This is a genomic window from Flavobacterium hiemivividum (assembly GCF_004349145.1).
In the GTDB taxonomy this organism is placed as follows: Bacteria; Bacteroidota; Bacteroidia; order Flavobacteriales; family Flavobacteriaceae; genus Flavobacterium; species Flavobacterium hiemivividum.
The window spans coordinates 120,514-147,495 of sequence record NZ_SMFO01000005.1 but is presented as its reverse complement, the minus strand read 5'-3'; the positions used below and the strand labels follow the sequence as shown (position 1 = coordinate 147,495).

Annotated in this window: 29 protein-coding genes; 20 read left to right on the top strand and 9 right to left on the bottom strand. The window is 34.1% G+C overall.

All coding sequences use genetic code 11. The features are described from left to right. Nucleotides 1-22: 22 nt before the first annotated feature. Entirely contained in the window at nt 23-682 is a 660-nt protein-coding gene (locus E0F98_RS09170) for a BAR domain-containing protein (protein WP_132110696.1), read from the top strand. Nucleotides 683-741: 59 nt separating this feature from the next. Here E0F98_RS09170 and E0F98_RS09165 read toward each other — a convergent pair whose 3' ends face one another. The 5 genes from E0F98_RS09165 to E0F98_RS09145 all read right to left on the bottom strand — a co-directional run bounded on the left by E0F98_RS09165 (nt 742) and on the right by E0F98_RS09145 (nt 7,086). Beyond that, the gene (locus E0F98_RS09165; RefSeq protein ID WP_132110694.1) at nt 742-1,533 is read right to left on the bottom strand and encodes an O-methyltransferase; all 792 of its coding nucleotides are present in this window, start codon (nt 1,531-1,533) and stop codon (nt 742-744) included. 128 nt (nt 1,534-1,661) lie between these two features. After that, the gene (locus E0F98_RS09160; RefSeq protein WP_132110692.1) at nt 1,662-2,048 is read right to left on the bottom strand and encodes a hypothetical protein; all 387 of its coding nucleotides are present in this window, start codon (nt 2,046-2,048) and stop codon (nt 1,662-1,664) included. Nucleotides 2,049-2,212: 164 nt separating this feature from the next. Beyond that, nucleotides 2,213-2,755: a GNAT family N-acetyltransferase gene (locus E0F98_RS09155; protein ID WP_132110690.1), complete on the bottom strand. Its 543-nt coding sequence runs from the start codon at nt 2,753-2,755 to the stop codon at nt 2,213-2,215. A 229-nt stretch (nt 2,756-2,984) separates the two neighbouring features. Further along, nucleotides 2,985-4,847: an ABC-F family ATP-binding cassette domain-containing protein gene (locus tag E0F98_RS09150; protein ID WP_132110688.1), complete on the bottom strand. Its 1,863-nt coding sequence runs from the start codon at nt 4,845-4,847 to the stop codon at nt 2,985-2,987. 700 nt (nt 4,848-5,547) lie between these two features. Beyond that, the gene (locus E0F98_RS09145) at nt 5,548-7,086 is read right to left on the bottom strand and encodes a Fic family protein (RefSeq protein WP_132110686.1); all 1,539 of its coding nucleotides are present in this window, start codon (nt 7,084-7,086) and stop codon (nt 5,548-5,550) included. A gap of 335 nt (nt 7,087-7,421) precedes the next feature. On the opposite strand from E0F98_RS09145, the gene E0F98_RS09140 reads away from it, so the two are divergent. Beyond that, nucleotides 7,422-7,577 (top strand): transposase, encoded by a 156-nt coding sequence (locus E0F98_RS09140; RefSeq protein ID WP_132110684.1) that lies wholly within the window; start codon nt 7,422-7,424, stop codon nt 7,575-7,577. 213 nt (nt 7,578-7,790) lie between these two features. On the opposite strand, the gene E0F98_RS09135 is transcribed toward E0F98_RS09140, so the two are convergent. Both E0F98_RS09135 and E0F98_RS09130 read right to left on the bottom strand, forming a co-directional pair. Further along, nucleotides 7,791-9,062: a DUF445 domain-containing protein gene (locus E0F98_RS09135; RefSeq protein WP_132110682.1), complete on the bottom strand. Its 1,272-nt coding sequence runs from the start codon at nt 9,060-9,062 to the stop codon at nt 7,791-7,793. 302 nt (nt 9,063-9,364) lie between these two features. Beyond that, nucleotides 9,365-10,336 (bottom strand): T9SS C-terminal target domain-containing protein, encoded by a 972-nt coding sequence (locus E0F98_RS09130; RefSeq protein ID WP_243699220.1) that lies wholly within the window; start codon nt 10,334-10,336, stop codon nt 9,365-9,367. 162 nt (nt 10,337-10,498) lie between these two features. Here E0F98_RS09130 and E0F98_RS09125 point away from each other — a divergent pair, with 162 nt between their 5' ends. The 18 genes from E0F98_RS09125 to E0F98_RS09040 all read left to right on the top strand — a co-directional run bounded on the left by E0F98_RS09125 (nt 10,499) and on the right by E0F98_RS09040 (nt 24,685). Next, nucleotides 10,499-11,662: a glycosyltransferase family 2 protein gene (locus E0F98_RS09125; protein ID WP_132110680.1), complete on the top strand. Its 1,164-nt coding sequence runs from the start codon at nt 10,499-10,501 to the stop codon at nt 11,660-11,662. Between the two features lie 84 nt (nt 11,663-11,746). After that, nucleotides 11,747-13,057 (top strand): dihydrolipoamide acetyltransferase family protein, encoded by a 1,311-nt coding sequence (locus E0F98_RS09120; RefSeq protein WP_132110678.1) that lies wholly within the window; start codon nt 11,747-11,749, stop codon nt 13,055-13,057. Nucleotides 13,058-13,232: 175 nt separating this feature from the next. Continuing rightward, nucleotides 13,233-14,006 (top strand): 3'-5' exonuclease, encoded by a 774-nt coding sequence (locus tag E0F98_RS09115; protein WP_132110676.1) that lies wholly within the window; start codon nt 13,233-13,235, stop codon nt 14,004-14,006. Nucleotides 14,007-14,075: 69 nt separating this feature from the next. Then, a complete protein-coding gene (locus tag E0F98_RS09110; protein WP_132110674.1) occupies nt 14,076-14,687 on the top strand; it encodes a fumarylacetoacetate hydrolase family protein in 612 nt (203 codons plus the stop codon). Then, nucleotides 14,687-15,031 (top strand): Hpt domain-containing protein, encoded by a 345-nt coding sequence (locus E0F98_RS09105; protein WP_132110672.1) that lies wholly within the window; start codon nt 14,687-14,689, stop codon nt 15,029-15,031. The genes E0F98_RS09110 and E0F98_RS09105 overlap by 1 nt, the downstream gene beginning before the upstream one ends. Before the next feature lie 106 nt (nt 15,032-15,137). Further along, entirely contained in the window at nt 15,138-16,391 is a 1,254-nt protein-coding gene (locus E0F98_RS09100; RefSeq protein WP_132110670.1) for a CinA family nicotinamide mononucleotide deamidase-related protein, read from the top strand. A 72-nt stretch (nt 16,392-16,463) separates the two neighbouring features. After that, complete coding sequence (rpmB, locus tag E0F98_RS09095) at nt 16,464-16,700, top strand: 50S ribosomal protein L28 (protein WP_007138096.1); 237 nt, start codon at nt 16,464-16,466, stop codon at nt 16,698-16,700. A 30-nt stretch (nt 16,701-16,730) separates the two neighbouring features. After that, nucleotides 16,731-16,913, top strand: coding sequence for a 50S ribosomal protein L33 (gene rpmG / locus E0F98_RS09090; RefSeq protein WP_016988713.1), 183 nt, complete (start codon nt 16,731-16,733; stop codon nt 16,911-16,913). 77 nt (nt 16,914-16,990) lie between these two features. Continuing rightward, nucleotides 16,991-17,143: a DUF4295 domain-containing protein gene (locus E0F98_RS09085; protein ID WP_132110668.1), complete on the top strand. Its 153-nt coding sequence runs from the start codon at nt 16,991-16,993 to the stop codon at nt 17,141-17,143. Between the two features lie 128 nt (nt 17,144-17,271). After that, nucleotides 17,272-18,225, top strand: a complete 954-nt coding sequence (gene ftsY, locus E0F98_RS09080) for a signal recognition particle-docking protein FtsY (RefSeq protein ID WP_132110666.1) — start codon at nt 17,272-17,274, stop codon at nt 18,223-18,225. Nucleotides 18,226-18,507: 282 nt separating this feature from the next. Continuing rightward, complete coding sequence (locus tag E0F98_RS09075; RefSeq protein ID WP_165929302.1) at nt 18,508-19,608, top strand: sensor histidine kinase; 1,101 nt, start codon at nt 18,508-18,510, stop codon at nt 19,606-19,608. Beyond that, nucleotides 19,608-20,945 (top strand): sigma-54-dependent transcriptional regulator, encoded by a 1,338-nt coding sequence (locus tag E0F98_RS09070; protein WP_132110662.1) that lies wholly within the window; start codon nt 19,608-19,610, stop codon nt 20,943-20,945. Before E0F98_RS09075 ends, E0F98_RS09070 begins: the two co-directional genes overlap by 1 nt. 204 nt (nt 20,946-21,149) lie before the next feature. Further along, entirely contained in the window at nt 21,150-21,371 is a 222-nt protein-coding gene (locus E0F98_RS09065; RefSeq protein ID WP_132110660.1) for a hypothetical protein, read from the top strand. A 7-nt stretch (nt 21,372-21,378) separates the two neighbouring features. After that, nucleotides 21,379-22,659, top strand: a complete 1,281-nt coding sequence (locus E0F98_RS09060) for a Glu/Leu/Phe/Val family dehydrogenase (RefSeq protein WP_132110658.1) — start codon at nt 21,379-21,381, stop codon at nt 22,657-22,659. 90 nt (nt 22,660-22,749) lie between these two features. Continuing rightward, nucleotides 22,750-23,166 (top strand): GreA/GreB family elongation factor, encoded by a 417-nt coding sequence (locus tag E0F98_RS09055; protein WP_132110656.1) that lies wholly within the window; start codon nt 22,750-22,752, stop codon nt 23,164-23,166. Further along, a complete protein-coding gene (locus E0F98_RS09050; RefSeq protein ID WP_132110654.1) occupies nt 23,163-23,582 on the top strand; it encodes a hypothetical protein in 420 nt (139 codons plus the stop codon). The genes E0F98_RS09055 and E0F98_RS09050 overlap by 4 nt, the downstream gene beginning before the upstream one ends. A 382-nt stretch (nt 23,583-23,964) precedes the next feature. Next, nucleotides 23,965-24,408, top strand: coding sequence for a hypothetical protein (locus E0F98_RS09045; RefSeq protein WP_132110652.1), 444 nt, complete (start codon nt 23,965-23,967; stop codon nt 24,406-24,408). Then, the gene (locus E0F98_RS09040; protein ID WP_132110650.1) at nt 24,389-24,685 is read left to right on the top strand and encodes a DUF721 domain-containing protein; all 297 of its coding nucleotides are present in this window, start codon (nt 24,389-24,391) and stop codon (nt 24,683-24,685) included. The genes E0F98_RS09045 and E0F98_RS09040 overlap by 20 nt, the downstream gene beginning before the upstream one ends. A 151-nt stretch (nt 24,686-24,836) precedes the next feature. Here the strand turns inward: E0F98_RS09040 and E0F98_RS09035 are convergent, their stop codons facing one another. Further along, nucleotides 24,837-25,256 carry a nucleoside-diphosphate kinase gene (locus tag E0F98_RS09035; protein WP_073021421.1) on the bottom strand — a complete coding sequence of 140 codons (420 nt, stop codon included), beginning with the start codon at nt 25,254-25,256 and terminating at the stop codon, nt 24,837-24,839. Between the two features lie 88 nt (nt 25,257-25,344). After that, nucleotides 25,345-26,934: a bacillithiol biosynthesis cysteine-adding enzyme BshC gene (gene bshC / locus E0F98_RS09030; protein ID WP_132110648.1), complete on the bottom strand. Its 1,590-nt coding sequence runs from the start codon at nt 26,932-26,934 to the stop codon at nt 25,345-25,347. Between the last annotated feature and the right edge of the window lie 48 nt (nt 26,935-26,982).

The window sequence follows — 26,982 nt, the reverse complement described above, 5'->3', positions numbered from 1 at the left end:
AACTAATATAAAATCAAACATTATGAAAAGTACAAATTTAGTATTGGGAATGGCGGTTATCGCCTTAGGATTTACATCTTGTAAAGACGAAAAAACAGAAGCAGCAAATAAAACAGTAGAGTCTTATGTTGTTTATGTTGACTCATTAGAAAATGTAGCTGTAGAAGATGCTAAAGCGAACTGGTCTGCAATTGAAGCTACGTATGAAGTAAGAAGCAGTCAAGCTGAAACGGCACTTGTAGATTTAAAAGAAAGTGAAGAGGCTAAAGTGAAAATCGAAGCTAGTAAAGCTAAATATGCTGCATTACAAGCTAGAATGAAAGCGGATATGGAAGCTTCGGCTCCAAATTCAAAACAACAAATGAGAAATTCATTGTTCGGTGAAGGAAAAATCGGGGATGATATGAATTTTGATTGGGTAAATAAAGACAATATCCTTAGTGTATACAGACAATTTATTCACACTGCCGAAGATAATAAAGACAATTACTCTCGTGAAGACTGGGATGAAATTAAATTAATGTATGAAGCATTAGATAGCAGAAAAAATACTGTAGAAAAAGAAGGTCTTTCTTCATCAGATAATAAAGATATTGCGGGTTTAAAATTCAAATTTGCGCCATTGTTAAAAGTTAACAGAATGGGTGCTAAATCTGAAGAAATGCAAGAGGCTAAACAATAAGGGTTTACTAATTGATATAAGAGAAGGCAGTCAGGGATGGCTGTCTTTTTTTGTATTTATTAAACTCGAATGGTAAAATGTTCCTTTGGTTGCTCATATCTAAAGAAAACAAATCCCCATTGAAATGTGTCAATGGTAACCGTTACTTTTGGATGTTTTTTTATCGCTTCCCAAGCTTCATCCATTCCTGGAGACCAGTGTATATCATCAAAAATCCACACGGTATCATTAGTTATTGTGGGTAGCAATAAATCAAAATAGTCTAATGTTGATTGTTTTTGATGGTTGCCGTCGAAGTAGATTAAGGAAAAGTTTTTAGTTTGTATTTTCGATGATAAATTTAATTTTTCTAAATAACTGCTGAATTCACTCACGACAAATTCTACATTGGTTAAACCAAATTTTTCTAATTGCTCTTGGGCAATTTTTGATGTTTCTGGACACCCTTCAAGTGTTGTAATTTGTGCGTTTTTGTATCCCAAAGAAATTGCAGCTGTTGCTAATCCCAAAGAAGTCCCTATTTCTAAAATGGTGTCTGTTTCAAAATAATTACTAATTCGAAACAATAACTCCGCTCTTTTTTGAGATATTCCAGCCGTTCTCGCAATCTTGGAGATTTCTCTGCTATTGGATTTAAAGACTTTGGATCCTGCTCCAAAATCTATAACCTCAATTGTGTTTTTATTTTCTAAAAGCTCCTTTCGGTATTCTTTTAAAAGCTGGTATTCCGGTTTTGGCTTGCTATCATAAAAACATTTTGTAATCAAATTGAATACAAAAGGGGAGTGTACGGCATGCTCGTTCTTAGAGTGCCACAGGAATTTTATGTAAGATTTGATTTGGAATAGCATGGTTTTATTGGCTGTAAGTCTAAAATGGAGTTCTTAAGTGAGTATCAGGGTGTAAATATAGAAGAATTTCGGTGCTTAAAAAAATGGCGGTCGTGCGTCTCCTTGTGCTAATTTTGTTTGCCTAAGATCTATAGAACACAGAAAATAATAAACGAACCAAAAAATATTGAGAAGGGAGAAATCAGCCGAATCAGGGTGGGCGTTAGTAGCTTGGCACAATACACCGCGTAGGCATGATGTGCTTTTCGTGGGATGAGGTAAAGAACAAAAGAGGTAGCGATGATAAACCAACCTAATACTAAGAATACTTCCGGGTATTTTGAAAGATGGGAGTACAAAACCAAAGCCGTAGCGGGGATCATCCGAATTGTAATTTCGGCATAATTAATGAAATTTGTACTTCCTGCTTTGCCTATAATTGTTCTTGTCTTTGAGGGATAGAAAAGCATAAGGAAGCCAGCGCTAATTAAAAAAAAACCAAAGAGGATTACTGTCCATTTTGCAAGTAGTACCATAATCGTATTGCTTAATTGGGTTACAATGTACTTTGTTTTATCTATTTTCCAAATAACAAATGGCAATATATATAAGTTTGTCTCGTCCTAGAATAAGTTTACAGTCAATAGATTTACGTTACTGCTAGAAGCTTTTTATTTCCAGCTTTTAAAAAAAAAAACTGTTATGAGCTCCTGTCATTCAGTTTAGCATAAATTTCAATACTAATAAATTTGCCGTTCTTGATTTCGCATTCTTTCATTGTGCCCTCGTGTTGAAAGTCAAGTTTAGCCATTGCTTTTTTACAATTTGCATTTTCAGGATCTACAAAACCCTCAATACGATGAAGTCCGAGGTTCTCAAAGCCATAATTACAAATTAAGGGCATCGCTTCCTTCATAATTCCTTTTCCCCAAAACTCAGGGAACAACCAGAATCCAATTTCAGCCTTTCTATGTACTGTTGATAAGTCGCAAAACCCGCCCGCACCATAAAATATTTTTTGATCTGGAGAAACAATCGCCCACCAAATTCCAGTCCCATCATTTTCAAGGTTTTTAAAAAATGTCATCTGCTCTTTAGTCGCTTCCAGAGTGTTAAAACTTACGCCATAGTATTTAATAATGTCAGGATGTGAAAGTCCTTTGAATACATTGTCAAGGTCACTTTCAACAAACTGTCGAAGTAAAAGTCTTTCTGTTTTAATAGCGGGGAAGGAAGTTGTCATATTTACAGTGTTTCGGTCTTTTTAAAAGTGCTAAATTGGTATGTGTAGCTTTGTATTTTAAATTGCCAATTGGGGCAATTAGATAGAAGTTGAACAAATATCTAGGTGACTGTACCTAATATAAAAAATAAAACCCCAACAATTCCAGCATTACTGCTAAAAATATTGGGGTTTTAATTTTATAAAACAACTCTTTTCACATCCTCGCCACGGCAGAGGTTAGGGAGATTTATCCTTCCATTTTTGCGCTCAGTTCAAACCATCTTTCCTCTTTAGCTTCCATTTTATTGATGAGATTCTGTAATTCTTTGCCTTTTCTCTCGATATCTGCATCTGCTACCTTTCCTTCTGAGAATAATAGTTCAATCTTAGCTTTTTGTTCTTCCAAATCCTTGATTTCTCTCTCTGTTTTTTGGAATTCTTTTTGCTCGTTGAAAGTTAAATTTCCTGTTGGGTTATTTTGCTTCCAGTCTTTCTTCTCCGCTTTGTTTTCCTCTTTTTGAGCAACATCAGCACTATCTTCATACGCTCTAAAATCAGAATAGTTTCCAGGGAAATTTTCAACAACTCCTTGTCCTCTAAAGATAAATAAGTGGTCCACAATTTTATCCATGAAATAACGGTCGTGAGAAACTACCAATAGACATCCTGGATAATCCAAAAGGAAGCTTTCTAAAACGTTCAAGGTCACGATATCTAAATCGTTTGTTGGCTCATCCAGAATTAAGAAGTTCGGATTTTGAATCAAAACGGTACATAAGTACAAACGTTTTAGTTCTCCACCACTCAAGCGATCTACAAAATCGTATTGTTTTTTAGCATCAAAAAGAAAACGCTCCAATAATTGTGAAGCCGAAATCAATTTCCCTTTCATCAACGGAATAAATTCTCCGTATTCCTTAATGACATCAATTACACGTTGTCCTGGTTTTGGGTTGATTCCACTTTGAGTATAATATCCTAATTTTATAGTCTCACCAATCACCACTTTTCCAGAATCAAGCGGTAAACTTCCGGTCAATAAGTTCAAAAATGTTGATTTTCCTGTTCCGTTTTTTCCAATGATTCCAATGCGTTCTCCTGGTTGAAAGTCAAAACTGAAATTATCCATGATTACATGGTCCTTAAATTTCTTAGAGATTTTGTGAAGCTCGATAATCTTGCTTCCCATACGTTCCATATTGATCTCTAGTTCCACCTTGTTTTCTTTACGACGACTTTGGGCTTTCTCCTTAATGTCGTAAAAATCATCCTGACGCGATTTCGATTTAGTCGTTCTTGCTTTAGGCTGACGTCGCATCCATTCTAATTCTTTTACGAATAGATTTTGTGCTTTGTCAACACTGGCGTTTTCAGAAGCAATGCGTTCTTCTTTTTTCTCTAAATAATAAGAGTAGTTTCCTTTGTAGGAATATAATTTACCGTTGTCTAATTCGATGATTTCATTGCAAACGCGCTCTAAGAAGAAACGGTCGTGAGTTACCATGAACAAGGTAATGTTTTCTTTTGCAAAATAGCTTTCTAACCATTCGATCATCTCTAAATCCAAGTGATTCGTAGGTTCATCTAAGATCAATAAGTCAGGACGGTTGATCAAAATTATAGCTAGAGACAAACGTTTTTTCTGTCCACCCGAAAGATTTTTTACTTTCAGTTTGAAATCTTCCAACTTCAGTTTGAATAAAATTTGCTTGTATTGCGTCTCAAAATCCCAAGCATTGTGTCGGTCCATTCCGTCAAAAGCTTTTTGATAAACCTCTTCATCTTCTGGATTCTCCAATGCTTTTTCGTAGGCTTCAATTACTTTCAAAATCTCATTGTCTGAGGCGAAAATGCTTTCTTCAATGGTGAGTTCGTCTTGTAGATTATTATTTTGAGATAAGAAAGCCATTTTGATTCCTTTTCTCAAAACTACTTGTCCCGAATCAGATTCTTCCAAGCCATTAATGATACTCATTATGGTGGTTTTTCCAGAGCCGTTTTTGGCTATAAATGCAATTTTTTGGTCTTTATTAATCCCAAAAGAGATATTTTCAAAAAGCGTTCTCTCACCAAAAGATTTCGAGATATTTTCAACAGAAAGGTAATTCATGCGTAAAAGGGTTGTATTTGCTGAGTTTTTTATTTTTTTTAATGCTTAGTCTCTAATTTGGTCTTTAATTATTTGAGTACCCCAAAAAAAACTACCGTGCAAAGGTAGTTTATTATTGTCAAGGTTGACATCATTTAGAATTAAGAACTTTCTCGGGTTCGGATACTTTGAATCGTCGTCTGCTGCTATTGAAGGGTGTATAAGCTTTGATTATACCATTAGTAATAAATGACCCCAGTGTTGTCAATGACTTTATGCTGAGGATTTCCATTGCCTCTCTGCTACCTATAAATTTTTTATTGCTTTCCATATAATTTAATATTTATATGTATACTCAAAAGTTCGGTCAAAGTTTAGTTTTTGGTGAGAAATGTTTAACCACTTAGTTGTACTTGCACAAGTGCCTTCGTCTCTTCATTTAGTTGAAATGATTTTACTGTTCCATAAACAGTTGGTGTTTATGGGTTTGTTTGTGTAGCGAAGACGGGAGTTGAACCCGTGACCTCAGGGTTATGAAAATTGCTGTTTATTTTATATTCACCCTAACTTTGCCATCATATAGAACTTTATCGAATCTTGAATGCTTCGAGATTTGTTTTTTTTGACTATTCCTCACTCTTTTTCCTCACTCATTTTTTTGTGGATATATTAACATTATTACGATAGTTAAAGCTCGTTTTATTTAGTGTAGTAAACAAAGTTAGTTTTCAAAAATTGAAATGTAATTTTCTTCAATTTCATTTATCTCAATTTCATTTAAGACATTAAACTCTTTTTCTAGAGCTCTTTTAGAGAGTATCCCATTATTTTGTTCTAGAAACCGAATAAGTAATGCAACTGTTTTGTCAGGCATCTGGAAGATATCATCCAGGTATTTTTTCATAGCATCGTATTTCTGTAGATAGTTTACCTCATTGGGAATTACATTTACTATAGTATCATCAACACAATCAAATAAGAATTCTGCTTGTTTAGTTGCGTCAAAATAGCGGTAATAATCAATTGTCTCGTTCAATACGGCTACATTGTTAGATTCTGTAGTTTTCCATTCTATAAAGTCCAATAATGGATGTGAATAAGATTCTAATACTATTTTATAATCGTCAATATGATTTAAAATAGAAGCAGACACCGGGAAGATTATTCCTTGTTGTGCAAATTGCATTTTGGTTAAAATATGATGTATTATATATCGGTGTATTCTTCCGTTGCCATCTACAAAAGGATGAATAAAAACAAATCCAAAAGCTATTTTTGCAGCTGCCAAAACAGCATTAAAGCCAGTTTCTTCAATGTTTTTATAAGTTGCAATTAATCCGTCCATCAATTTCTCAATATCTTGCCATTTTGCTGAAATATGTTCTGGCATTGGTTCTCCACTAACTCGGTCATGTTCCCCCACAAAGCCCCCTTCGTCCCTATAACCCATTTTTAGGAAACGACTATTTTCTATCACTATTTGTTGTAATCGCAATAGTTCTTCTTTTTCTAATGGTTTTGAACCTGCTTGACCTATGGCTTTTCCCCACCTAATTGCTCTATGATTAGTGGGAGTTTCTCCTTCTATGGTAAAAGATGCTTTGGAATCTTTTAGCAATAAAAATGCTGATGCTCGTTGTAGTACGTCTTTGCGAATTTCGTTTAAATAACTATTTTTCTTATTGGAAAGATCATCAGCTATGTAATCATTCAACTTTTGAGTTTTAAATATTAGCGGACAAAAATTAACAGTGCCAGGCAAGTTGTTTTTTATACGATGTCGGCTGGAATTTGTACTTATAGGTAAAGCAAATTGTATATCTTCATCAATTAGGGTAACGAAATTTCCTTTATTTAAATCTGGAATTGGAAGTGACTTCCCCATAAGCCATTCGTATAAGAACCAAACTTTACGGCTGTATTGTCCTTGCGGTTCTATTTGGACCAATGAAGTTATTGTTTCTTCTGATAGTTGTTCAAATAGTTTCTTAAAAAACAATAAATTTATTCCTTCGTATTTTAAAGCAAATACCAATTGTTTGTAAAGAGTGTCTTCTGGTTCGTGACGCGAAGTAAGCACTTGCCAATGATCAGTTTTATATTGACGTTTTTTAGTACTTATCAATGATAAACGATTAGGTAATGGCATAGCCAAAGCTAAAGTTTCTATTAAAGCACCATAACCTACCAGTATCCCTTCCTCAGGTGCTTTACGACCGTGAAAAACACTTATTTTTAGTGAAAATCGATTAGTATTCATGTGTATTGGTGAAAATTGATTATTCAAAAATAAGTGAAAAATAGTTACATCTGGTGAAAAGAACTTGTTTTTTATCAATTTAGGGAAAAAACACTTATTGTTATGGATGTAATAATATGAAATGAGTAAAAACAAAATTTTAGCAACTGAATGGATGTCTAAGGGTTTAATTGTGTAGTGAAGACGGGCGTTGAACCCGTAAACTCTTGGTTATGAATCGTGAAAAAAACATCTAAAGCACATTACTTTACAGTGTATTATGTTTGTTCAAAGGATGATTGGACATGCTAACTTAGCCATCACCGTAAGTTAAGAGATAATCTTAATTTTAGCCTATGAAAGAAGTCCGCAAAATTTATGATAAAGCTTTTAAAGAAAAAGCCGTTCAATTGAGTTATGATAGAACAAATGTATCAGAACTCGCCAGAGAGTTAAGAGTCACAGCACCACAGTTGTATAAATGGCGCAAAGAGTACGAGGAGTTTGGATAAGGAAGTTTTCCTGGGAAAGGAAATTTAAAACTCACTCCCGAGCAAGAAAAGATTCATGAACTAGAGAAAAGACTCAAAGATGCCGAGTTAGAACGTAATATATTAAAAAAAGCAATCGGCATTTTTTCCAAGAGCGGTCTACATTTATAATAAAGAAATATGAATTTCTGCTTTATTAGATTATTTACTACCGCTTATTACTTGGGATTTTATCTAAAGCATTTTAAGCAAAGCTAATATAATACCTACAATACCGCCTACAACCGCACCATTCAATCGGATGTATTGCAAATCGTTACCAACCTTGTCTTCAATTTGTTCGACTAGTTCTTTATTGTTGAGTTTCATCATGCTGGAGCGAACCATATTCCCAATTTCACTGTGGAACTTAACCAATAGTTCTGAAACAGTTTCTCGAATATAAATGTTGATTTTTTGCTGAGCAGCTGGATCCTCTCGTAAATCAACTAACATACGATTGAGATTAGAAATCAGGAATTGCATTAGCGGAGTGTTATTGTTTTGCAATTGCGCTGTTAGCGTTTCTTTAGAACGAATTAAAAGCGTATGTATCACTTTTTCTTCTTCAACATGCTGCATTACACGTTCTTTTAGATTTTCGATTAAGTTGATTGACTTTTCATCACCAGAAGTGAGTTGTTTTGCAAAATCAAGCAACCAGTCGTCAAACTTAGATCGAATGGGATGATTAGCGTCTGTTTTTGCGTCTGACATCAGCTCTTTTGCTTTCAAAAGAAGGTCATCAGCGATTAGGTTTAAATCAATTCCGCCACTTTTTTCGGCTAAAAACAAGGCTGTCTTTTTGAAAAAACCTTTATCTGAGTATTCCTCTGCAGCCTCTTTAAGCTTAGCAAGAAGCATTGTTTTTGTCTCGGGATTTGTAATAGATTTTCCAGTTTCCTCAATAATTAACTCCCATATTTGATGATGGTCTCCATTCTTGATGGATTTTTCTAACCAAGTTCCCAAAGGGAAAGCTAAATCAATACTGGAAATCTGATCTTTTAGTATTTTTTGTAAGGCGTATGCAAATTTTGGATTGTCTAATTCATCAACTAATTTCAAAACTATATTTTGAATTAAACTAATTGCATTCTGCTGGTTTTTGGGTTGTTGTATGAAATCCAAAATGATTTTAGCCAAGTCCACTTCGTTTAGTTTCTCGGCAATAACATCGGGCGAAAGCCATTTGTTAGTCACTAAGTCGACAATTCCTTCGGTAAGTTTTTCACGATTTTTGGCAATGATATTCGTGTGTTTGCGCACAAATGGAATTGGGATTTCATGAAATAATGCACTGACAGCAAACCAGTCAGCAAATCCACCGATGGTCGCCGCTTCAAAACCTGCTGTGACAATTTTCCAACCTTGATGAGTTAGAATCTCCATGCGAAGCAAGACTTCAAAAAACACTAGTCCGCTGAAGGCAACTAGTAAAGAGATCGATCCGAGGTTATTTTTCATGGGTTTTATTAGTTTATAAAGACTTTTTACTGGTAGAAATGTAAGGAATTATCTTGGAATATTATTTGAGAAAAGGATATTTTTATTGTAGAGAAGTAAAGAAAACAAATATTATTCTAGTGGATTTTTAAAAATATTACAGGAAAACATAACCATAAACTTGTCATCTGAGGAAGGAGGAAACCTAGTTGCTTAAACAGTTTGTGGACATTCCTCCTTCGTCGGAATGAAACTAATATAAAATTTAGGGGGGTATGAAAAATCCGCAGTAATTTCTATGCTTCAATGGTATTATATTCGAATTATCTTTGATCAAGATACTGAGACAAAAAAGGACTCAAATCCAATTGATGTAGCCGCTGAGGCACAGCTAAAAATGGTTTTCGCGTGAAGTTCTCATTGGATAGATAGTACTGTAAACCATTTTTTGTTGTAATACCTTCAATTTGATGAAAAGGTAATGCTATTTTAATTTTTCGTCTATTGCCTGAGAAAAAGCTTGAACGTTCATAGTCGTAGAAAAGATACACAAATGGAGTCAACGATTTCCTATAGCCGCTAAGGGCAAGCAGTTTTTTATCTGGTAGGATCGTAGCCGAAGTAATCAAGCCATTTACATTAAAAGTGTCTTTCAATTGAGCGGTATAATTCCCTGGAGTCTTCGGGATGACATAAACAGTTGTTCTTTTTTGCTTCCATTGTTTTGTAAATAAGTAGATGCTATCATTTACAACAACAAAGGCTTCACAATCAAAATTAGTTGTGTTAGATTTTATTTTAGTAAAATCAGTCTGGTTTGAATATGAAAATGAAATAGTATCGATTTTTTGAGTTTTCCCTTCTAGCGATATTTTTTCGACTCTTAAAATACGCAGGTCTTTTCTATTTCCCGATACATTATTTCCAAAATCACCAATATAAAAATAGCTGCTGTCCTGTGCGATTTCTTCCCAGTCTTTGTTGGTTGCATTTTTGAGAGCTATTTTCTTTTGAATCACACCATTGGTATCGACTCCGTAAATTGTGTTGTCAGTGTCGTCATTCATCGTCCACAATAGATTATCGCTATAAACTAAGCCGGATGTTTCGTGAAGCGCGTCAGTTAATTGTGCAGAGTAAGTAGGTTTTATTTTTGTCGAAGGATATTTACAACTGCCATCATTTACAGTTGCTGATGGATTGAAATTTTTAGACAGTGGATCTGTACATCCCGAAATTTGAGCGTGAATCTGACTAATGATAAACAGGAATACTATTAGAAATGCTTTTTTCAATGACGAGGATTGGTTTTATTATAATTTTTTGTTTCCCAAAAGTAGTTGATTCGCGGGATTAAAATCGGTTTTAGGAATGAATCATTGGGTTTTATTTGGATAATTGTAGCTCTGTTTTACTTTGTCGTTGTGGTTTTAGATCATAAAATATATCTTTGAGAGATGCAATTGTCAGTAATCATTCTCAATTATAACGTCCGTTATTTCCTAGAATTATGTGTTTTAAGCGTGCAAAGTGCTTTAGAACATATTGATGGCGAAATAATCGTCGTTGATAATAATTCAGAAGACGATAGTTGTCAAATGATGAAGCTGCGTTTTCCGAATGTAAAACTTATTGAAAATAGAGATAATTATGGTTTTCCGAAAGGGAATAATATAGGTGTCGCGATCGCTCAAGGCGAATATATTTGCATCCTTAATCCGGATACCGTGGTTGCCGAAGATACTTTTACAAAAGTATTGGCTTTCGCCAAAAAGCAAAAAAACCTAGGAAACGTGGGGGTAAAACTCATTGACGGAGCAGGAAATTTTCTGCCAGAAAGTAAAAGGGGAGTACCTACACCTTTTGTGGCCTTGACAAAAATGCTAGGTTTGTACAAGCTGTTCCCAAAAGTGAAAGTATTTGGGGAATATTATGCGCAACATATATCAGAAAACGAAACAGCTAGAGTCGATATTCTCGTTGGGGCTTTCATGCTGATGAAACGGGATTTGTATCAGGAATTAGGTGGATTTGATGAGGACTGTTTCATGTATTCAGACGACATCGATTTGTCTTTTAGAATGCTGCAAACAGGGAAATGTAACTATTATTATCACGAAACTACTGTAATTCACTATAAAGGCGAAAGCACCGTAAAAGATGGGGTTTATATGAAACGGTTTCAGGAGGCCATGGAGTTTTTCTATAAAAAGCATTTCAAAGTATCGAGGTTCTTTTCATTTTTTATGAAAACAGGAATTCTATTTTTTTCTTTTATAAAAATGTTTCAAGGTCAAGCCAAAGCAAAGAAGATTCCGCAGTCGTATATTTTATATTCTTCTAATGATGAGTTAATTAACAAAATAGCGTCAAAACTTCAAAAAAAAGTGTTTTTACACGATTTGAAAACAGAAAAAATGGTAATTTCGTCAAAGATTTCATTGGAAACCAAGACGGAAGTATTGTTTGATAACAATTATGTTTCTTTTAAAGAATTAATTAATTTTATAGAATCGTTAAAAAACAAGGGGTTATCCTTTAAAGTGTTACCAAAAAACACTGCTTTTTTTATAGGCAGTGATAATTCTAATGAAAGAGGAGCGATTGTAAAATTAGAATGATAAATTACATTAAATGTAATTTATGTTTAGAATATTTAGTAATTTCGCAAACTGAAAACAAAAACGCCTTCTTAGGTTAACAATATGGCAAAATTTGAATTAAAGCTTCCTAAAATGGGAGAAAGCGTCGCAGAAGCAACCATTACAAATTGGTTAAAAGAAGTAGGTGACAGGATTGAAGCAGATGAAGCAGTACTCGAGATTGCAACTGATAAGGTTGATAGCGAGGTACCGAGTGAAGTTTCAGGTATTTTGGTGGAGCAATTATTTGGTAAAGATGATTTAGTTCAAGTGGGTCAAACCATTGCAATTATCGAAACTGAAGGTGGAGAGTTGGTTTCAGTTGTTCAAACAGCTGCAACTCCAGAGGCTGTTGCCGAAGTGTCAAAAACCGTTGATGCTGCTAAAGATAGCGTGGCAATGCCAACTGATTATTCTGATTCGGATAAATTCTTTTCTCCATTGGTGAAAAATATAGCTTCGACAGAAGGTGTTTCAGTTGAGGAATTGGAACAGATAAGCGGAACAGGAAAAGACGGTAGAGTTACGAAAAATGATATTTTAGAGTACGTTAAAAATAGAGGAAGTCAAACAGCGGTTGCTCCGGTAAAAACTGCGGAAGCTCCAAAAGCGGTGCAAGCTGCGACTACAATAGTACAAAAAGCAGCTCCAGTATCAGTAAACGGTGGTGATGAGATTGTTGAAATGGACAGAATGCGCAAGCTTATTGCGGGTTACATGGTCGCTTCAGTTCAAACTTCAGCACACGTACAGTCTTTTATCGAAGTCGATGTGACTAACATTGTGAAATGGAGAGAAAAAAACAAAGGTATTTTCGAAAAGAGAGAAGGGGAGAAATTGACTTACACTCCAATTTTCATGGAAGCAGTTGCTAAAGCTTTGAAAGATTTTCCAGGGTTGAATATTTCTGTAGATGGTGATTATATCATCAAAAAGAAAAATATCAATTTGGGTATGGCTGCCTCATTGCCTAACGGTAATTTAATTGTTCCTGTTATTAAAAATGCAGATCAATTGAACTTAGTAGGAATGGCAAAAGCGGTGAATGATCTTGGTGGACGTGCTAAAGCAGGTAAATTGAAACCGGACGATACGCAAGGTGGAACTTACACAGTAACAAATGTAGGTACTTTTGGAAGTGTTTTTGGAACTCCAATTTTAAATCAGCCGCAGGTGGGAATTTTAGCTCTTGGAGCGATTCGAAAAGTACCAGCAGTTATTGAAACGCCAGAAGGTGATTTTATAGGAATTCGTCAAAAAATGTTTCTTTCTCACAGTTACGACCATCGTGTTGTAGATGGAGCGCTAGGTGGTGGTTTTGTAAAACGAGTTGCTGAATACCTAGAAGCATTTGATGTGAATAGAGATTTTTAATTTCGAAATAAAAACATAAAGAAACCCAACAGATTTATTTTAAATTTGTTGGGTTTTGTTATTTTAGAATAGATTGCCACTTTAAAATGCTTTGTTATTTTGGGCGAAATTAATACCTGATTATTGGTGAAATTCAGCTTTAAAATTTACATTTGTATGATAATAAAAACAAAAAATGGAACTTAAACTTAATAAACCAATTTGCTTTTTTGACCTTGAAACCACTGGAATTGATGTTGGAAAAGACCGAATTGTAGAAATATCAATATTTAAAGTTTTTCCTAACGGAAATAAAGAAAGTAAAACCTGGTTAGTGAATCCTACTATTCCTATTCCGGCGCAAACAACGGCTGTACATGGAATCACAGACGAAAAAGTAGCAAATGAGCCTACGTTTAAGGAGTTAGCTTCGCAAGTTCATGCGATGATAAAAGATTGTGACTTGGCTGGATTTAATTCTGATCGTTTTGACATTCCTTTGTTAGCAGAAGAATTACTTCGCGCAGGAGTCGATTTTGACATGAAAAATAGTGTTTCAGTTGATGTTCAAACCATTTTTCACAAAAAAGAGGAACGTACATTAAGTGCAGCTTTGAAGTTTTATTGTGGTCAAAGTTTAGAAAATGCACATTCGGCAGAAGCAGATACTATGGCGACTTATGAAATTTTGAAAGCGCAGTTAGAACGTTATCCTGATTTACCAAATGATATGAAAGCGCTATCGGAATTTTCGACAAGAAAGAAAATCGCTGATTTTGCAGGAATGATAGCTTTTGACAAAGAAGGAGAAGAGATTTTCTCCTTTGGAAAACACAAAGGAATAAAAGTTGATAAAATTTTAGAACAAGAACCAGGTTACTTTAGTTGGATACAAAATGCAGACTTTCCTTTGTACACTAAAAAAGTGTTGACGGCTATAAAACTTAGAAAACTGAATACTAAAAACTAAGTGTGTAGTGATTAGTGAATAGTGGAATAGACTATTTACTAATTACTATTTACTATTCACTAGAAAAAAATGAAAATAATCTGTATTGGTAGAAACTATGCTAACCACATAGAAGAATTGCAAAATGAGCGACCGACGGAGCCTGTTATTTTTATGAAGCCTGATTCGGCGATTTTATTAAAGCAACATCCTTTTGTAATTCCTGAATTTTCGGAAGATATTCATCACGAAATTGAAATTATTGTAAAAATAAATAAGGTTGGGAAATACATCGAGCCAAAGTTTGCTCATAAGTATTATGATGAAATTAGTGTAGGTATTGACTTTACGGCTAGAGATTTACAGTCGAAGTTAAAAGCCAAAGGATTGCCTTGGGAGAAAGCCAAAGCATTTGATGGTTCTGCTGTAATTGGTGATTTTTTACCAAAAGAGCAATTTAGTTCGTTAGAAAATCTTACTTTTGAGTTAACTAATAACGGTAAAACGGTTCAAATCAGCGATTCCAGCAATATGTTGTGGAAAATTGATGAGCTTATTTCATATGTTTCTCAATTTTTTACATTAAAAATTGGGGATATTATTTTTACAGGTACGCCTGAAGGGGTTGCTGCTGTAAAACCAGACGATGTGTTAGAGGGATTTTTAGAAGGACAAAAACTATTTAGAATACAAGTAAAATAATGGCTTTAAACTACAACCTTGCAAAAGTGTACGCACTTTCAGATAACGATCCAGAATTTGTAAATGAAATTCTAACGTTGTTTGTAACCGAAGTTCCAGCTGATTTAAAGCAAATCAAGGAAGGAATTAAGAAGAAAGATCACAAGCATGCTTATGCTTATGCACATAAAATAAAACCAACTTTAGACCTGCTTGGTTTGAATGTTGCATTCGAAGAAATCCTGCAATTAGAAGCTTGGACAAAAACTGAAGGTAAAAAGAAAGAAATAATTGATACTTTTAAGAGTATAAAGTCGCAGGTTAAAGAGGCGATCAAAGAAATTAAAAAGGATTTTGAGTTGTAAGATTATTTCAATTCCTATTTTTTTACAAAAACACTAAAATTCAACATTCAAGTTATTTGGGTGTTGAATTTTAGGTATAAAGCAAAACCTAAATCCATATAAAAAAATGAAGGCAACCATTGTTACTATTGGGGATGAAATTTTAATTGGGCAAATTGTCGATACAAATTCGGCTTTTATAGCGAAGTCACTCGATAAAATTGGAGTCGAAATCAACGAAATGATATCGATAAGCGACGACAAAAAGCATATCTTAGATACATTTGAAAAGCTTCAAAATAATGTAGATTTGGTTATTATTACTGGTGGTTTAGGGCCAACAAAAGATGATGTTACTAAAATAACTTTTTGTGATTATTTCGAAGATGAATTAATTGTAAATTACGCTGTTTTAGATCATGTTACTGCGTTGATAGAAGGTTTTTATAAACGGGCTATAACGCAAATTAATAAAGATCAGGCGCTTGTTCCTTCAAAATGTACAGTTTTACACAATGCGGTGGGAACTGCTCCGGGAATGTGGATGAAAAAAGAAAACACCGTTTTTATTTCGCTGCCTGGAGTTCCTTACGAAATGAAGTATTTGGTTGAAAACGAAATAATCCCAAAAGTAGTACGAGAGTATAGTCGGCCGTATATTATACATAAAACAATTCTTACTTACGGGCAAGGAGAGAGTATGGTGGCAGAGCGAATTGAAGCTTGGGAAGACAGTCTTCCAGATTTTTTAAAGTTGGCTTATTTGCCGAGTCCGGGGACGGTTCGTTTGCGGATTTCGGCTCGTGGTACAAACAAAGAATTCTTGGAAAATGCATTAGAACAATATGTTAGGTCTTTGGATGCGATTATCAAAGATATTATCGTTGGCTTTGAAGAGGATGAAACTATTGAGTTTTTAGTTGGGAAAATGCTAAAACAACAACATAAAACACTTGCTACAGCTGAAAGTTGTACTGGTGGTAAAATTGCGGCTTTATTAACTGCGATTCCAGGTGCTTCTGAATATTTCAAGGGGAGCGTAGTCTCTTATGCTACGGAGGTTAAAACTGGCGTTTTAGGGGTTTCTGAGAGTGTGATTAATGAATTTTCTGTAGTGAGTGCGGAAGTGGCTTCGGCAATGGCTTTGCGCGTAAAGGAAATTATGAATACTGATTATGCGATCGCTACAACTGGAAATGCAGGCCCGACAAAAGGAGACGAAATTGCCGAAATTGGGACTGTTTTTATTGCATTGGCAACGCCAAATGAAGTTATTGTCGAAGAATATAATTTTGGCCAACCACGTGAGAAAGTGATAGATAGAGCGGTGATAAAAAGTTTAGAGTTATTGAAGAAAGAAATTTTTAAAATTGTATTATAATTTTGTTGGTTTATAGGTTTATTTTTCTTTTCTTTGCACCCTGATTTTGAATAACGATAAAAGATAAGCATAATGTCAAGAGTTTGTGACCTTACAGGTAAAAGAGCGATGGTAGGAAATAACGTTTCTCACGCTATGAATAAAACTAAGAGAAAATTTTCTGTTAACTTAGTGAAAAAGCGTTTTTATCTTCCAGAAGAAGATAGATGGATTACTCTTAGAGTAGCTGCATCTACGGTAAAAACAATTAATAAAAATGGAATTGCTGCAGTTTTGAAAAAAGCGCAAGCACAAGGATTTATCAAATAATCTTTAACTTCCAATAAAAAAAATAGCAAGATGGCAAAGAAAGGTAATAGAATCCAGGTAATTTTAGAATGTACGGAACACAAAACAAGTGGTGTTGCAGGAACTTCAAGATACATAACTACGAAGAACAAAAAAAATACTCCAGATAGATTAGAGATTAAGAAATTTAATCCAGTCTTGAAACGAGTAACTGTTCACAAAGAAATTAAATAATAATTAGAAGTTTTAATACAGATCTCAATATGTTAGCATTTAGAGATTTTATTTAAATTTAAATACACATTTGAATCATGGCAAAGAAAACAGTAGCATCGTTACAAACATCTTCTAAGAGATTATCAAAAGCCATCAAGATGGTGAAATCTCCAAAAACTGGCGCTTATACATTCGTAGAGACTATATTAGCACCTGAACTAGTTGATGAATTCTTGAAAAAGAACTAATTAATAAAAGCACTATATAGAAAAGCTACTTTCATTCGGAAGTAGCTTTTTTATTTTATATCTTTACCCTTCTGAAGAGGGTGTTAGTTCATTGTGTCTAATGCTTTATTCCTAACACTGTTAATACAATGAGTTTTTTTAAAAAATTATTTTCATCAGAAAAAAAAGAGACTTTAGATAAAGGTCTTGAAAAATCAAAAACAACTTTCTTTTCTAAATTAAGTAAAGCTGTTGCAGGAAAGTCTAAAGTTGACGATGCAGTTTTAGATAATTTAGAGGAAATTCTCGTTTCCTCAGATGTTGGAGTTGATACTACCCTAAAAATCATTACTCGAATTGAAAGTCGTGTTGCGGCTGACAAATACCTTGGAATTCAAGAACTCAATAAAATTCTGCAAGAAGAAATTTCAGGATTACTTTCTGAAACTAATACAGGTGAAGCAACTGAATTTGTAATTCCAAAAGATAAAAAACCATACGTTTTAATGGTAGTAGGTGTAAATGGTGTTGGTAAAACAACTACTATTGGAAAGCTTGCGTACCAATTTAAAAAAGCGGGTTATAAAGTGGTTTTAGGTGCAGGAGATACTTTCCGTGCCGCTGCGATTGATCAATTACAAATTTGGGCTGACAGAGTAGGTGTTCCTATTGTTAGACAAAACATGGGTTCTGATCCTGCTTCGGTAGCATTTGATACTTTGCAATCAGCGGTTGCGCAAGATGCTGATGTTGTAATTATTGATACTGCAGGACGTTTACATAATAAAGTTAATTTGATGAACGAATTAACAAAAGTAAAACGTGTGATGCAAAAAGTAATTGTTGATGCTCCGCACGATGTTTTGTTAGTTTTAGATGGTTCAACTGGTCAGAATGCTTTTGAGCAAGCTAAACAGTTTACAGCAGCTACTGAAGTAACTTGTCTAGCGGTAACTAAATTAGATGGTACTGCAAAAGGTGGTGTAGTAATTGGGATTTCAGACCAATTTAAAATCCCCGTAAAATATATTGGTGTTGGTGAAGGAATTGAAGACCTACAAGTTTTTAACAAACATGAGTTTGTGGATTCTTTCTTTAAATAGTTCAACAATATGAATTTCTCTTCAATCAAGAATTTGAACCCAATGGTTTTGTACTTAGTCAGTGTTGTTTGCTTCGTTTTAGCAAATGTTGTCAGAGATAAATACATTACTTTATACTACATATTAATAATTACAGGCGTATTGTTATTTGTTGTTGGTTTATTTAATCGAAGTAAGAAATAAAAGTTTGAATATAAGTCGCTCTTTCTTTTTTAACGAAGTAGGGTTTCTTTAAAACTCGATTTTAAGCTATAATTATTACTTTATATCCCTTTAAGCATCATGAATTCTACTATTTCTACAGAAGAATTACTTCAAGAACGGATCAAGGAATTATCTTGCTTATATGAAGTTTCAGCTATAATTTCAGCGCATCAAGGATCATTATCAACCACTTTAGATAAGATTTGTTTGGTTTTAAAACAGGCTTGGCGATTTTCTGAACATGCACTTATAGAGTTGCAGTTAGAGAGTTATTATTTTACTACAAGTATAATTCCCGAAAATACTGTTTTTCAAAATTCAGCTATTATCATTTTTGATGAAGACAGGGGATTTGTAAAAGTGCATTATCCATCAGATCAATTTACAGAAAAACACTTCTTAGCTGATGAAGAAAAATTGCTTAACAAAGTAGCTTCAGATGTCGGCGTGCTTTATGAACGACATTTGAATAAGGGAAAAGAGGAGTTGTTGAAACGAAGTGTAGAACGTGTAGATCGTCTTTCGATTTTAGGAGAAATCACCGCAGGAATCGCACACGAACTCAATACGCCACTTGGAAATATCCTTGGTTTTGCTGAATTTATACGAGATCGTACTGTTGAAAAACAATCGCAATTAGATAGTGCTAAAATTATTAAAGCTGCGATTTATTCGAGAGAAGTCGTTAAGAAGCTTATGTTTTTTTCCTGCGAAATGCCTCAAAACATGAAGTTTGTCGAAATAGTTCCTATTGTTTCGGATGCATTAAGTTTATTAGGCCCTAATTTTAGTAAAGCAGAAATTAGTTACGAGGTCGATTTTAAAGAATTGCAATTAGAAGCGCAGTTAGATCCTATTCAGCTTACTCAAGTCTTATTTAATATTCTGATCAACGCGATTTATGTGTCTCCAAAAAACACAGTTATTAAGGTGAGTGTTTATTCTGATAATTCTAGTTTTTTTATCGAAATTGCTGATCAAGGTCCTGGTGTAGATGCAGCGCTGAAAACTAAAATATTTGAGCCGTTTTTTACTACGAAACCTATCGGAGAAGGTTCTGGTTTAGGACTGAGCGTAGTCCATGGAATTGTTAAAAGTCATAAGGGAGATATTCGTACTTTTGATAATAGTCCGAAAGGAACCGTTGTTCAAGTTCAATTACCTTTAAAGATGTCCTAATGAAATTAAAGAAAGAAAATATTTTAATTGTAGATGATAATTATGATATGCTTGAGTTGCTTCATCGCAATTTAAAAGCGCAGAATTTCCATACTTATAAAGCTTCTTCGGTAACGGAAGCAATTGAAATATTAAAGTTTAGCACTATTGATTTATTGATTACTGATTTGCAGATGCCTGCTATAAACGGTATGGAGTTGATAAAATATGTGCAAGAACATTTTCCTTCTATTCCTAAACTTGTTGTGACTGGATTTCCTTCGGTAGATAGTGCAGTTGAGGCTGTAAAATCAGGAGCATTAGATTATTTAGCAAAACCGTTTACTAATGATGAACTAAAAAGTGCAGTTCAAAAACTTATAGATTCTAAAGGGAATTCTAAAAATAGTAGTGAAGAACTTATTGATAGCGCTAGTCATAAAATAACGGAGTACGCAGGAATTGTAGGGCAATCTCAGCAGATTGTACAATTAGTAGATTTGATTCAGCGTGTAAAAGACAATAGAGCAACTATATTAATTCAAGGAGAAAGCGGGACTGGAAAGGAATTAGTAGCCAGAGCTATTCATTATAAAGGCGCTTTTGCAGCCCAACCTTTTATTGCTGTAAATTGTGGAGCGATCCCCGAAAACTTAATGGAATCAGAACTCTTTGGTTATGTAAAAGGTGCTTTTACTGGAGCTAATGAAACCCGAGGTGGGTTTTTTCAAGCTGCTGTAGGTGGGACTATTTTTTTAGACGAGATAGGAACAGCTCCTTTGTCTGTGCAAACCCGATTGTTACGGGTATTACAGGAAAAAGAAGTGAGTATGATAGGCTCTCAGAAAACACAAAAAATAGATCTGAGAATTATTGCTGCCACAAATAGTGATTTATATGATATGTCAATCAATGGTAGTTTTCGTGAGGATCTTTATTACCGACTAAATGTTGTAAATATAGAAACACCACCTCTTCGTAATCGAATGAGTGACATAAAGCTATTGATTGTCACTTTTCTTAAAAAGTACGGTCTGGAGTATAACAAACCTAAAATTACTATCTCAGATAAAGCTGTTTCGGTTTTAACGCGTCATTCTTGGCCGGGTAACGTCAGGGAATTAGAAAATGTAATCCAAAGAATGATTATCATGAGTGGTGATCAAATTGAAGTTGCAGATGTGCCTGAATACTTAAAATACCCTATGCCTTCTGAAAAGGAAGAGTTTAAATCGTTAAAAGATATAGAGAAAGCGCATATTCTAAAGGTGCTTTCGGCTGTTGATAATAATAAAACTCGAGCCGCAGAGATTCTTCAAATCGATCGAAAAACACTGCGTCAGAAACTAGAAAAATAAATTGCTTTAAGCTGAGTAATTTTTCCTCTTCTGGGTAGTTTCGCCCCACTTTATTTTGTAACTTTAAAAATTGCATTTTCGTAATCCTTTGTATATTAGGTTTTTTTAATTTGCACTATATCGTTGTAGCTATTTGGCATGTTGTTTGTCTATTATGATCGAAATAATTATTGTTTGATACAAACAATATTAAAATAAGATGAGATGAACATATTTGAGAGCCAAGGAATTGATTCTATTCCTCTAGTCGTTAACAATAAGAATAAAAGCGATAGTATACTCGTTGACTTGAATTTGCCTGTTATTGGAACAGAAAAATCAGTGTTAAATTTAAGTTCAGGTGCGGGATTGTGCATTAATTGTAATAATAATAGCCATTGTACTTGGCAACATAGTAATAAAATGCATTGTGAACATTATCAATAAATAAAATATGACAGTTAAAAAAGAAACTACAAAAAGGAGTATGCTTGACAACGTGATGCAACAGTTTAATAAAACAGCTGATGCCATCCACTTAAATTCAAACATTAGAAGAATTTTATCAATAACTAATAACGAAATTATACTGCATTTTCCAGTAAAGATGGATAATGGTGAGGTAGAGATTTTTACAGGATACCGAGTGCAACATAACAATGCATTAGGGCCTTACAAAGGAGGATTGCGCTACCATCCTACAGTTGATGTAGAAGATGCTAAGGCATTAGCAATGTGGATGACATGGAAAACTTCGTTGGCGGGATTGCCTTATGGTGGTGCTAAAGGAGGAATTCAAATTGACCCCAGAGATTATTCTATTGGCGAATTAGAGCGTATTACAAGACGTTTTACTTATGCTTTAGGAGAGAACATAGGCCCGGAGCATGATATTCCAGCGCCAGATGTTAACACGAATGAACAAACTATGGCTTGGATGGCTGACACTTATATGTCAACTAAGTCCTCTTCCGAGCGTTCTCGTAATCAACATGTTGTAACTGGTAAGCCGGTAGGTTCTGGTGGATTAGAAGGAAGAAATCGTTCAACCGGATACGGAGTGTACTTGACAATTAAATTGTTGTACAAAAGTAGAGGCGAAAGCTTGAAAGATAAAAAGTTTATTGTTCAAGGTTTTGGTAACGTAGGTTATTGGACTTCTCATTTCTTAACAGAAGAAGGAGCAATTTTGCTTGCGGTTCAAGATGCACATGCTACCATAATTAATGAAAAAGGAATTGACGTAGAAGCTTTATTCGAACATTCGAAGCCAAGAAAAGGTTCTATTCAAGGATTTACAGGTGCTGAAGAAATAGATCCTAAATTATTTTTTGGCATGGAGTGCGATATTCTTATTCCAGCAGCTTTAGGAAATCAGATTACAGTTGAGAATGCATCAATGGTAAAAGCAACTATTATTGCTGAAGGTGCAAATGGACCTATTGATACTGATGGAGAACAAATTTTATTAGAGAATGGAATCGTTATTATTCCAGATATTTTATGTAATTCGGGAGGAGTAATAGGAAGTTATTTTGAATGGCTACAAAACAGAAACGGGGAGCTTTGGCAACTTGACGAAGTGATGCAAAAGCTTGATAAAAAGATAACGGAGGTATTCTATAAAGTAGAAGCACTTGTTAAAGCAGATAAGATAGACTGGAGAACAGCGGCTTATATAATAGCAATAAGAAGAATTGAAACTGCTTACATACAAAGAGGTATTTTCCCTTAATCTTTGATTAATTCTTTTTGATTTTAAAAGCCTTTATAGTTACTATCAAGTTCTATAAAGGCTTAAAATTTATATGTTTATACCTAAATTATGAAATACGGTCAATTAATAGTAGATAAGAGAGAGTATGATTTATTAAAAGATAATATTGCAAACTATAAAAGTCAGGATGACAAAATATACCGAGACTCGATTAAGAAATTAAATTTTCAACTAGAGTCAGCTAAAATTGTGGAGGACGGTATGATACCTGAAGATGTGATTAGGTACAATTCTATTGTATCTATCGAAACACCTTCATTTGGGGAACGCAGTTATCAAATTGTAACTCCTGATAAAGGCAATATTCAGCAAAATAAAATTTCTGTTTTATCTCCCATGGCGATAGCTCTATTTGGTTACGCAACCGGAGATGAAATTGAATGGCACTTTCCGTCAGGGATGAATAAGGTTAATATTATTGGCGTAAAGCAACAAGTGGGACCTCTAGAAAATGAAATGGTATGAAAGATTTAATTTATAAGCATGAGACGGTTGACGATATCCAGATGAAGTTTATGGATAAAGATATTGAACTTTGGAAAGAAGATATTTCTATTATTAGAATCGAAATTCTTTTTTTTAAACGAATGCTGTATTCCTCCATTTTTAAAGATTTAGAATCCGATCAGCAAAAAAAAGAGGATTTGATTAAAGACCTGGAGAAGGTGAAGGAAATCAATGAATCGTATCAAGATAAATTAATTGACTTTATTAATAAGTTAGATAACATTAAAGAATGTGACGATGTACAGTGTGAAACCTTCTATTTGAATAATCATACTAAATTTCGAAATGATATCGAAAGTCATTTTTCGGCGTATCGATTTTATAAAACCAATGTTATTTTGTTTTTTGACAATTGTTTAGAAGACATGGTGTAGAAAATAGATTTATACTTTCTATTTAAAGGAACACATTTGAATTCGATTCGGATGTGTTTTTTTGTTTAAAGTTATACTGATTGATAAAATACTTGAAATATTTAAAGTGGTTTTATATATGAAATTGCTGATTGGAAAGTGAGCTAGTGAAATTTTTTTTAATGAGTGTTGCTATTTTTGTTTTCTTTAAAATTTAATAAGGTTAGCTTTGTGGTAAAATAGGAGCGCGCTAATTTATTCGATTTTTACGAGCTATTATTGTCCCGATCTTGGCGAGTTGGGAAGGAAGAAATTCGTTTTGTTGTGCTTTCTTTAAATAAAAATATACAGTAAAAAGAAGAGTAATGTCTTACTGCCGTCTCCTAATAAATATATAATTGATATGAAGAATACATTTAAAATTTTACTGTTTAGTTTCTTATTTGTTAGTTGTCAGCAAAAGATTGAACCTGCTGATATTGCGAAACTCAATGGCTATTGGGAAATCGAGAGAGTCGTTTTTGACAAAGGGGAAGACAAGGCTTATAAAATGAATGAAAGTTATGACTATTTTGAAATTTCTAAGGAAAATAAGGGAATTCGAAAGAAAGTAATGCCGCAATTAAATGGTAGCTTTTTAGTAAATGATGCGTATGAGGATGTCATTGTTAGATTTAAGGATGGCAAAGCGTTCTTAGATTACTCTACTCCTTTTTCTAAATGGAGTGAGGAGTTGATCGCAGTATCCGATCAGGAGTTGGTGGTGCGAAATGAAGAAAAAAAGGAATATCATTATAAGAAAGCAGGACCAATAAATTTGACAAACAATGGCGAAAAGACTAAATAATCAAAGTACGGTAGGGGATGTTTTAAAGCAAATTATCCAAGTCAATAAGTTACAGCCAGGAATGGATCAGATTGATGTAAAAGACGCCTGGAAAAATTTGATGGGGAACGGTGTGAACAGCTATACTAAGAATGTGGTATTGAAAGGAAGTACGTTGTATGTAGAGCTAAGTTCGTCAGTATTGCGCGAAGAATTAAGTCATGGAAGAACTAAAATCGTGACCATGATCAATGAAGAACTGAGAAGAGATGTGGTGAAGGATGTTGTTTTGAGGTAATAAAAAAGTGTTCAGTATTCAGTTCTTTTAGTTTGCAGTAAAAAAAAAATCCCGTCAAGTTTATTAGAACTTGACGGGATTTTTATATGATGGCCCTTTTTTATTAGTTCTGTTATTTTAACTGAATAATAAAAAACGGGAACACTTAATACTAGAACTGCTCTCTTCCTGCAAAATGGAAAGCACCTTCGATAGCTGCATTTTCATCACTGTCAGAACCGTGAACTGCATTCTCTCCAATAGAAGTTGCATATGCTTTACGGATAGTTCCTTCAGCAGCATCAGCTGGATTTGTAGCACCAATTAAAGTTCTAAAGTCTTCAACTGCGTTGTCTTTTTCTAAGATAGCAGCAACAATAGGTCCTCTTGACATAAATTCTACTAATTCACCGTAGAAAGGTCTTGCAGCGTGTACTGAATAAAATGCTTGAGCATCTGCAACAGTAAGTTGAGTTAATTTTAAAGAAACAATTTTGAAACCTGCATTTGTAATCATTGCAAGTATGTTTCCGATGTGTCCGTTAGCAACAGCATCAGGTTTAATCATTGTAAATGTTCTATTAGTAGCCATTTTGTTTATTTTTTTAAATTTTGTGCAAAATTAGTGTTTTTTTATCTAATTAATTTACAAAATCTGCATTATAGTGATAGTTAATAAATTATGTGATAATTATCTCAAATTTGTTATCTAATGGTTTTAGCCTTTCGATTAATTTCGGAATCAAATTATCACCACATTCCAAATAAAACTCTGAAAAATTAGCTTGACGTTCCTGTAGGCTTTTATTAGGGAAAAGTTCGTTTTGTAAATCGGTGATCCGTTCCAGAACAGTGCTTAACTTTCTTTTCTGCGCTTTTAATAATCGTTTTTCTAGATTGTCTAAACCTTTAGTCTGTTTTATTTCCTGGGCTTTTACAGCGCCAATGAAGGATTTATCAGTTAGTTTTGTAATCTCGTACAGCTCTCTAAATTGTTCTTGAAGCTGGTTTTTTAAAGAGGACATATCAATTGGAAATTCTGATAATTGCTTTGTTTTATTATGCAATAAATCGCCTTGTTTTGAAAATAAATCAGTCCAGTTTAATTCTAATTTTTCTGCTTTCTTAAGTTGTTTTTCAGTAGCTAAAAGAACAGAATTTCGAACTAACAACATTGGGAAGCTAATGTTTACCGCCTCAAAAAATGATTTTAATTCTAACCAATAAGCAATTTCTCCACCTCCGCCAATGTAGCAAAGATTAGGTAAAATTACTTCCTGATAAAGTGGACGCATAATTACGTTTGGGCTGAACATTTCTGGATTATTCTCAAGTAATGTCAAGATTTTCTGCTGCGAAAATTCAATTTTGGTATTGTTTACCTTGTATTTACCGTCTTCCAGAATAATACGTTCGCGTAATTTATCTTCGATATAAAATAAATTGATTTCGCGTGGGTTTACTTGAATATTATATTCTTTTAATTGTTCGGTTGTATCAAGTACAGCCTTATGTGAGGTTTGATGTAGCAATTCTTCTTTTGCAAAAGGAATAAAGCTACGCTTCAAATCAGCATGATCTGCATCTAGAATCACCAGACCCTGCGCTCCAAAAAGCACATTCGCTAAATGACGTGTGGCATCGGCTAGATTGTCGTGGTTGAGGTAGGCGTCCTTAAATTGATTCTTTAAGGTTTCAGCATTCGTACTTGAACCCAGTTCCTGGGCATAAAGTTCAAAAACATCCGACAATCCTTCGGTAGATAGTCTCCCTACAGGTCCAGTGCTTTCCTTATTCCATCTGAATTTTTTTCCTTTAAAATTAAAATAATTAATTTCTTCAAAATCATGGTCTTCAGTCGCCATCCAATAAATTGGGACAAAGTTATAGGCCGGATATTTCGCTTTTAATTCCTTGCTAAGATTAATCGTGGAGATAATTTTATAAAGGAAATAGAGAGGGCCAGTAAATAGATTCAATTGATGTCCGGTAGTTATTGTAAAAGTATTTGGCACTTTTAAAGCTTCAATATTCTGAAGTGTTGACTGCGAAGTTTTAATACAAGCATATTGTTTTTGCAGAACCGAAACTAAAGCGACTCTATTTGAATTATCAAAATTGGCCTGCTTTTCAAGGATTTGTCCCTCAAAGTTTTCGAGTGTGGGAAAGCGATTATATAAGGAACTTAAATTGTCGTTTTGATCTAAATAATCATTCATCAACGGAGAGAAATATCCTGATTTTTGATAGCTGATACAGTCGGTAGGCATAGTTATGTAATTTCTAAATGTGATGCTAAAATAGTAAAAGTAAAGTTA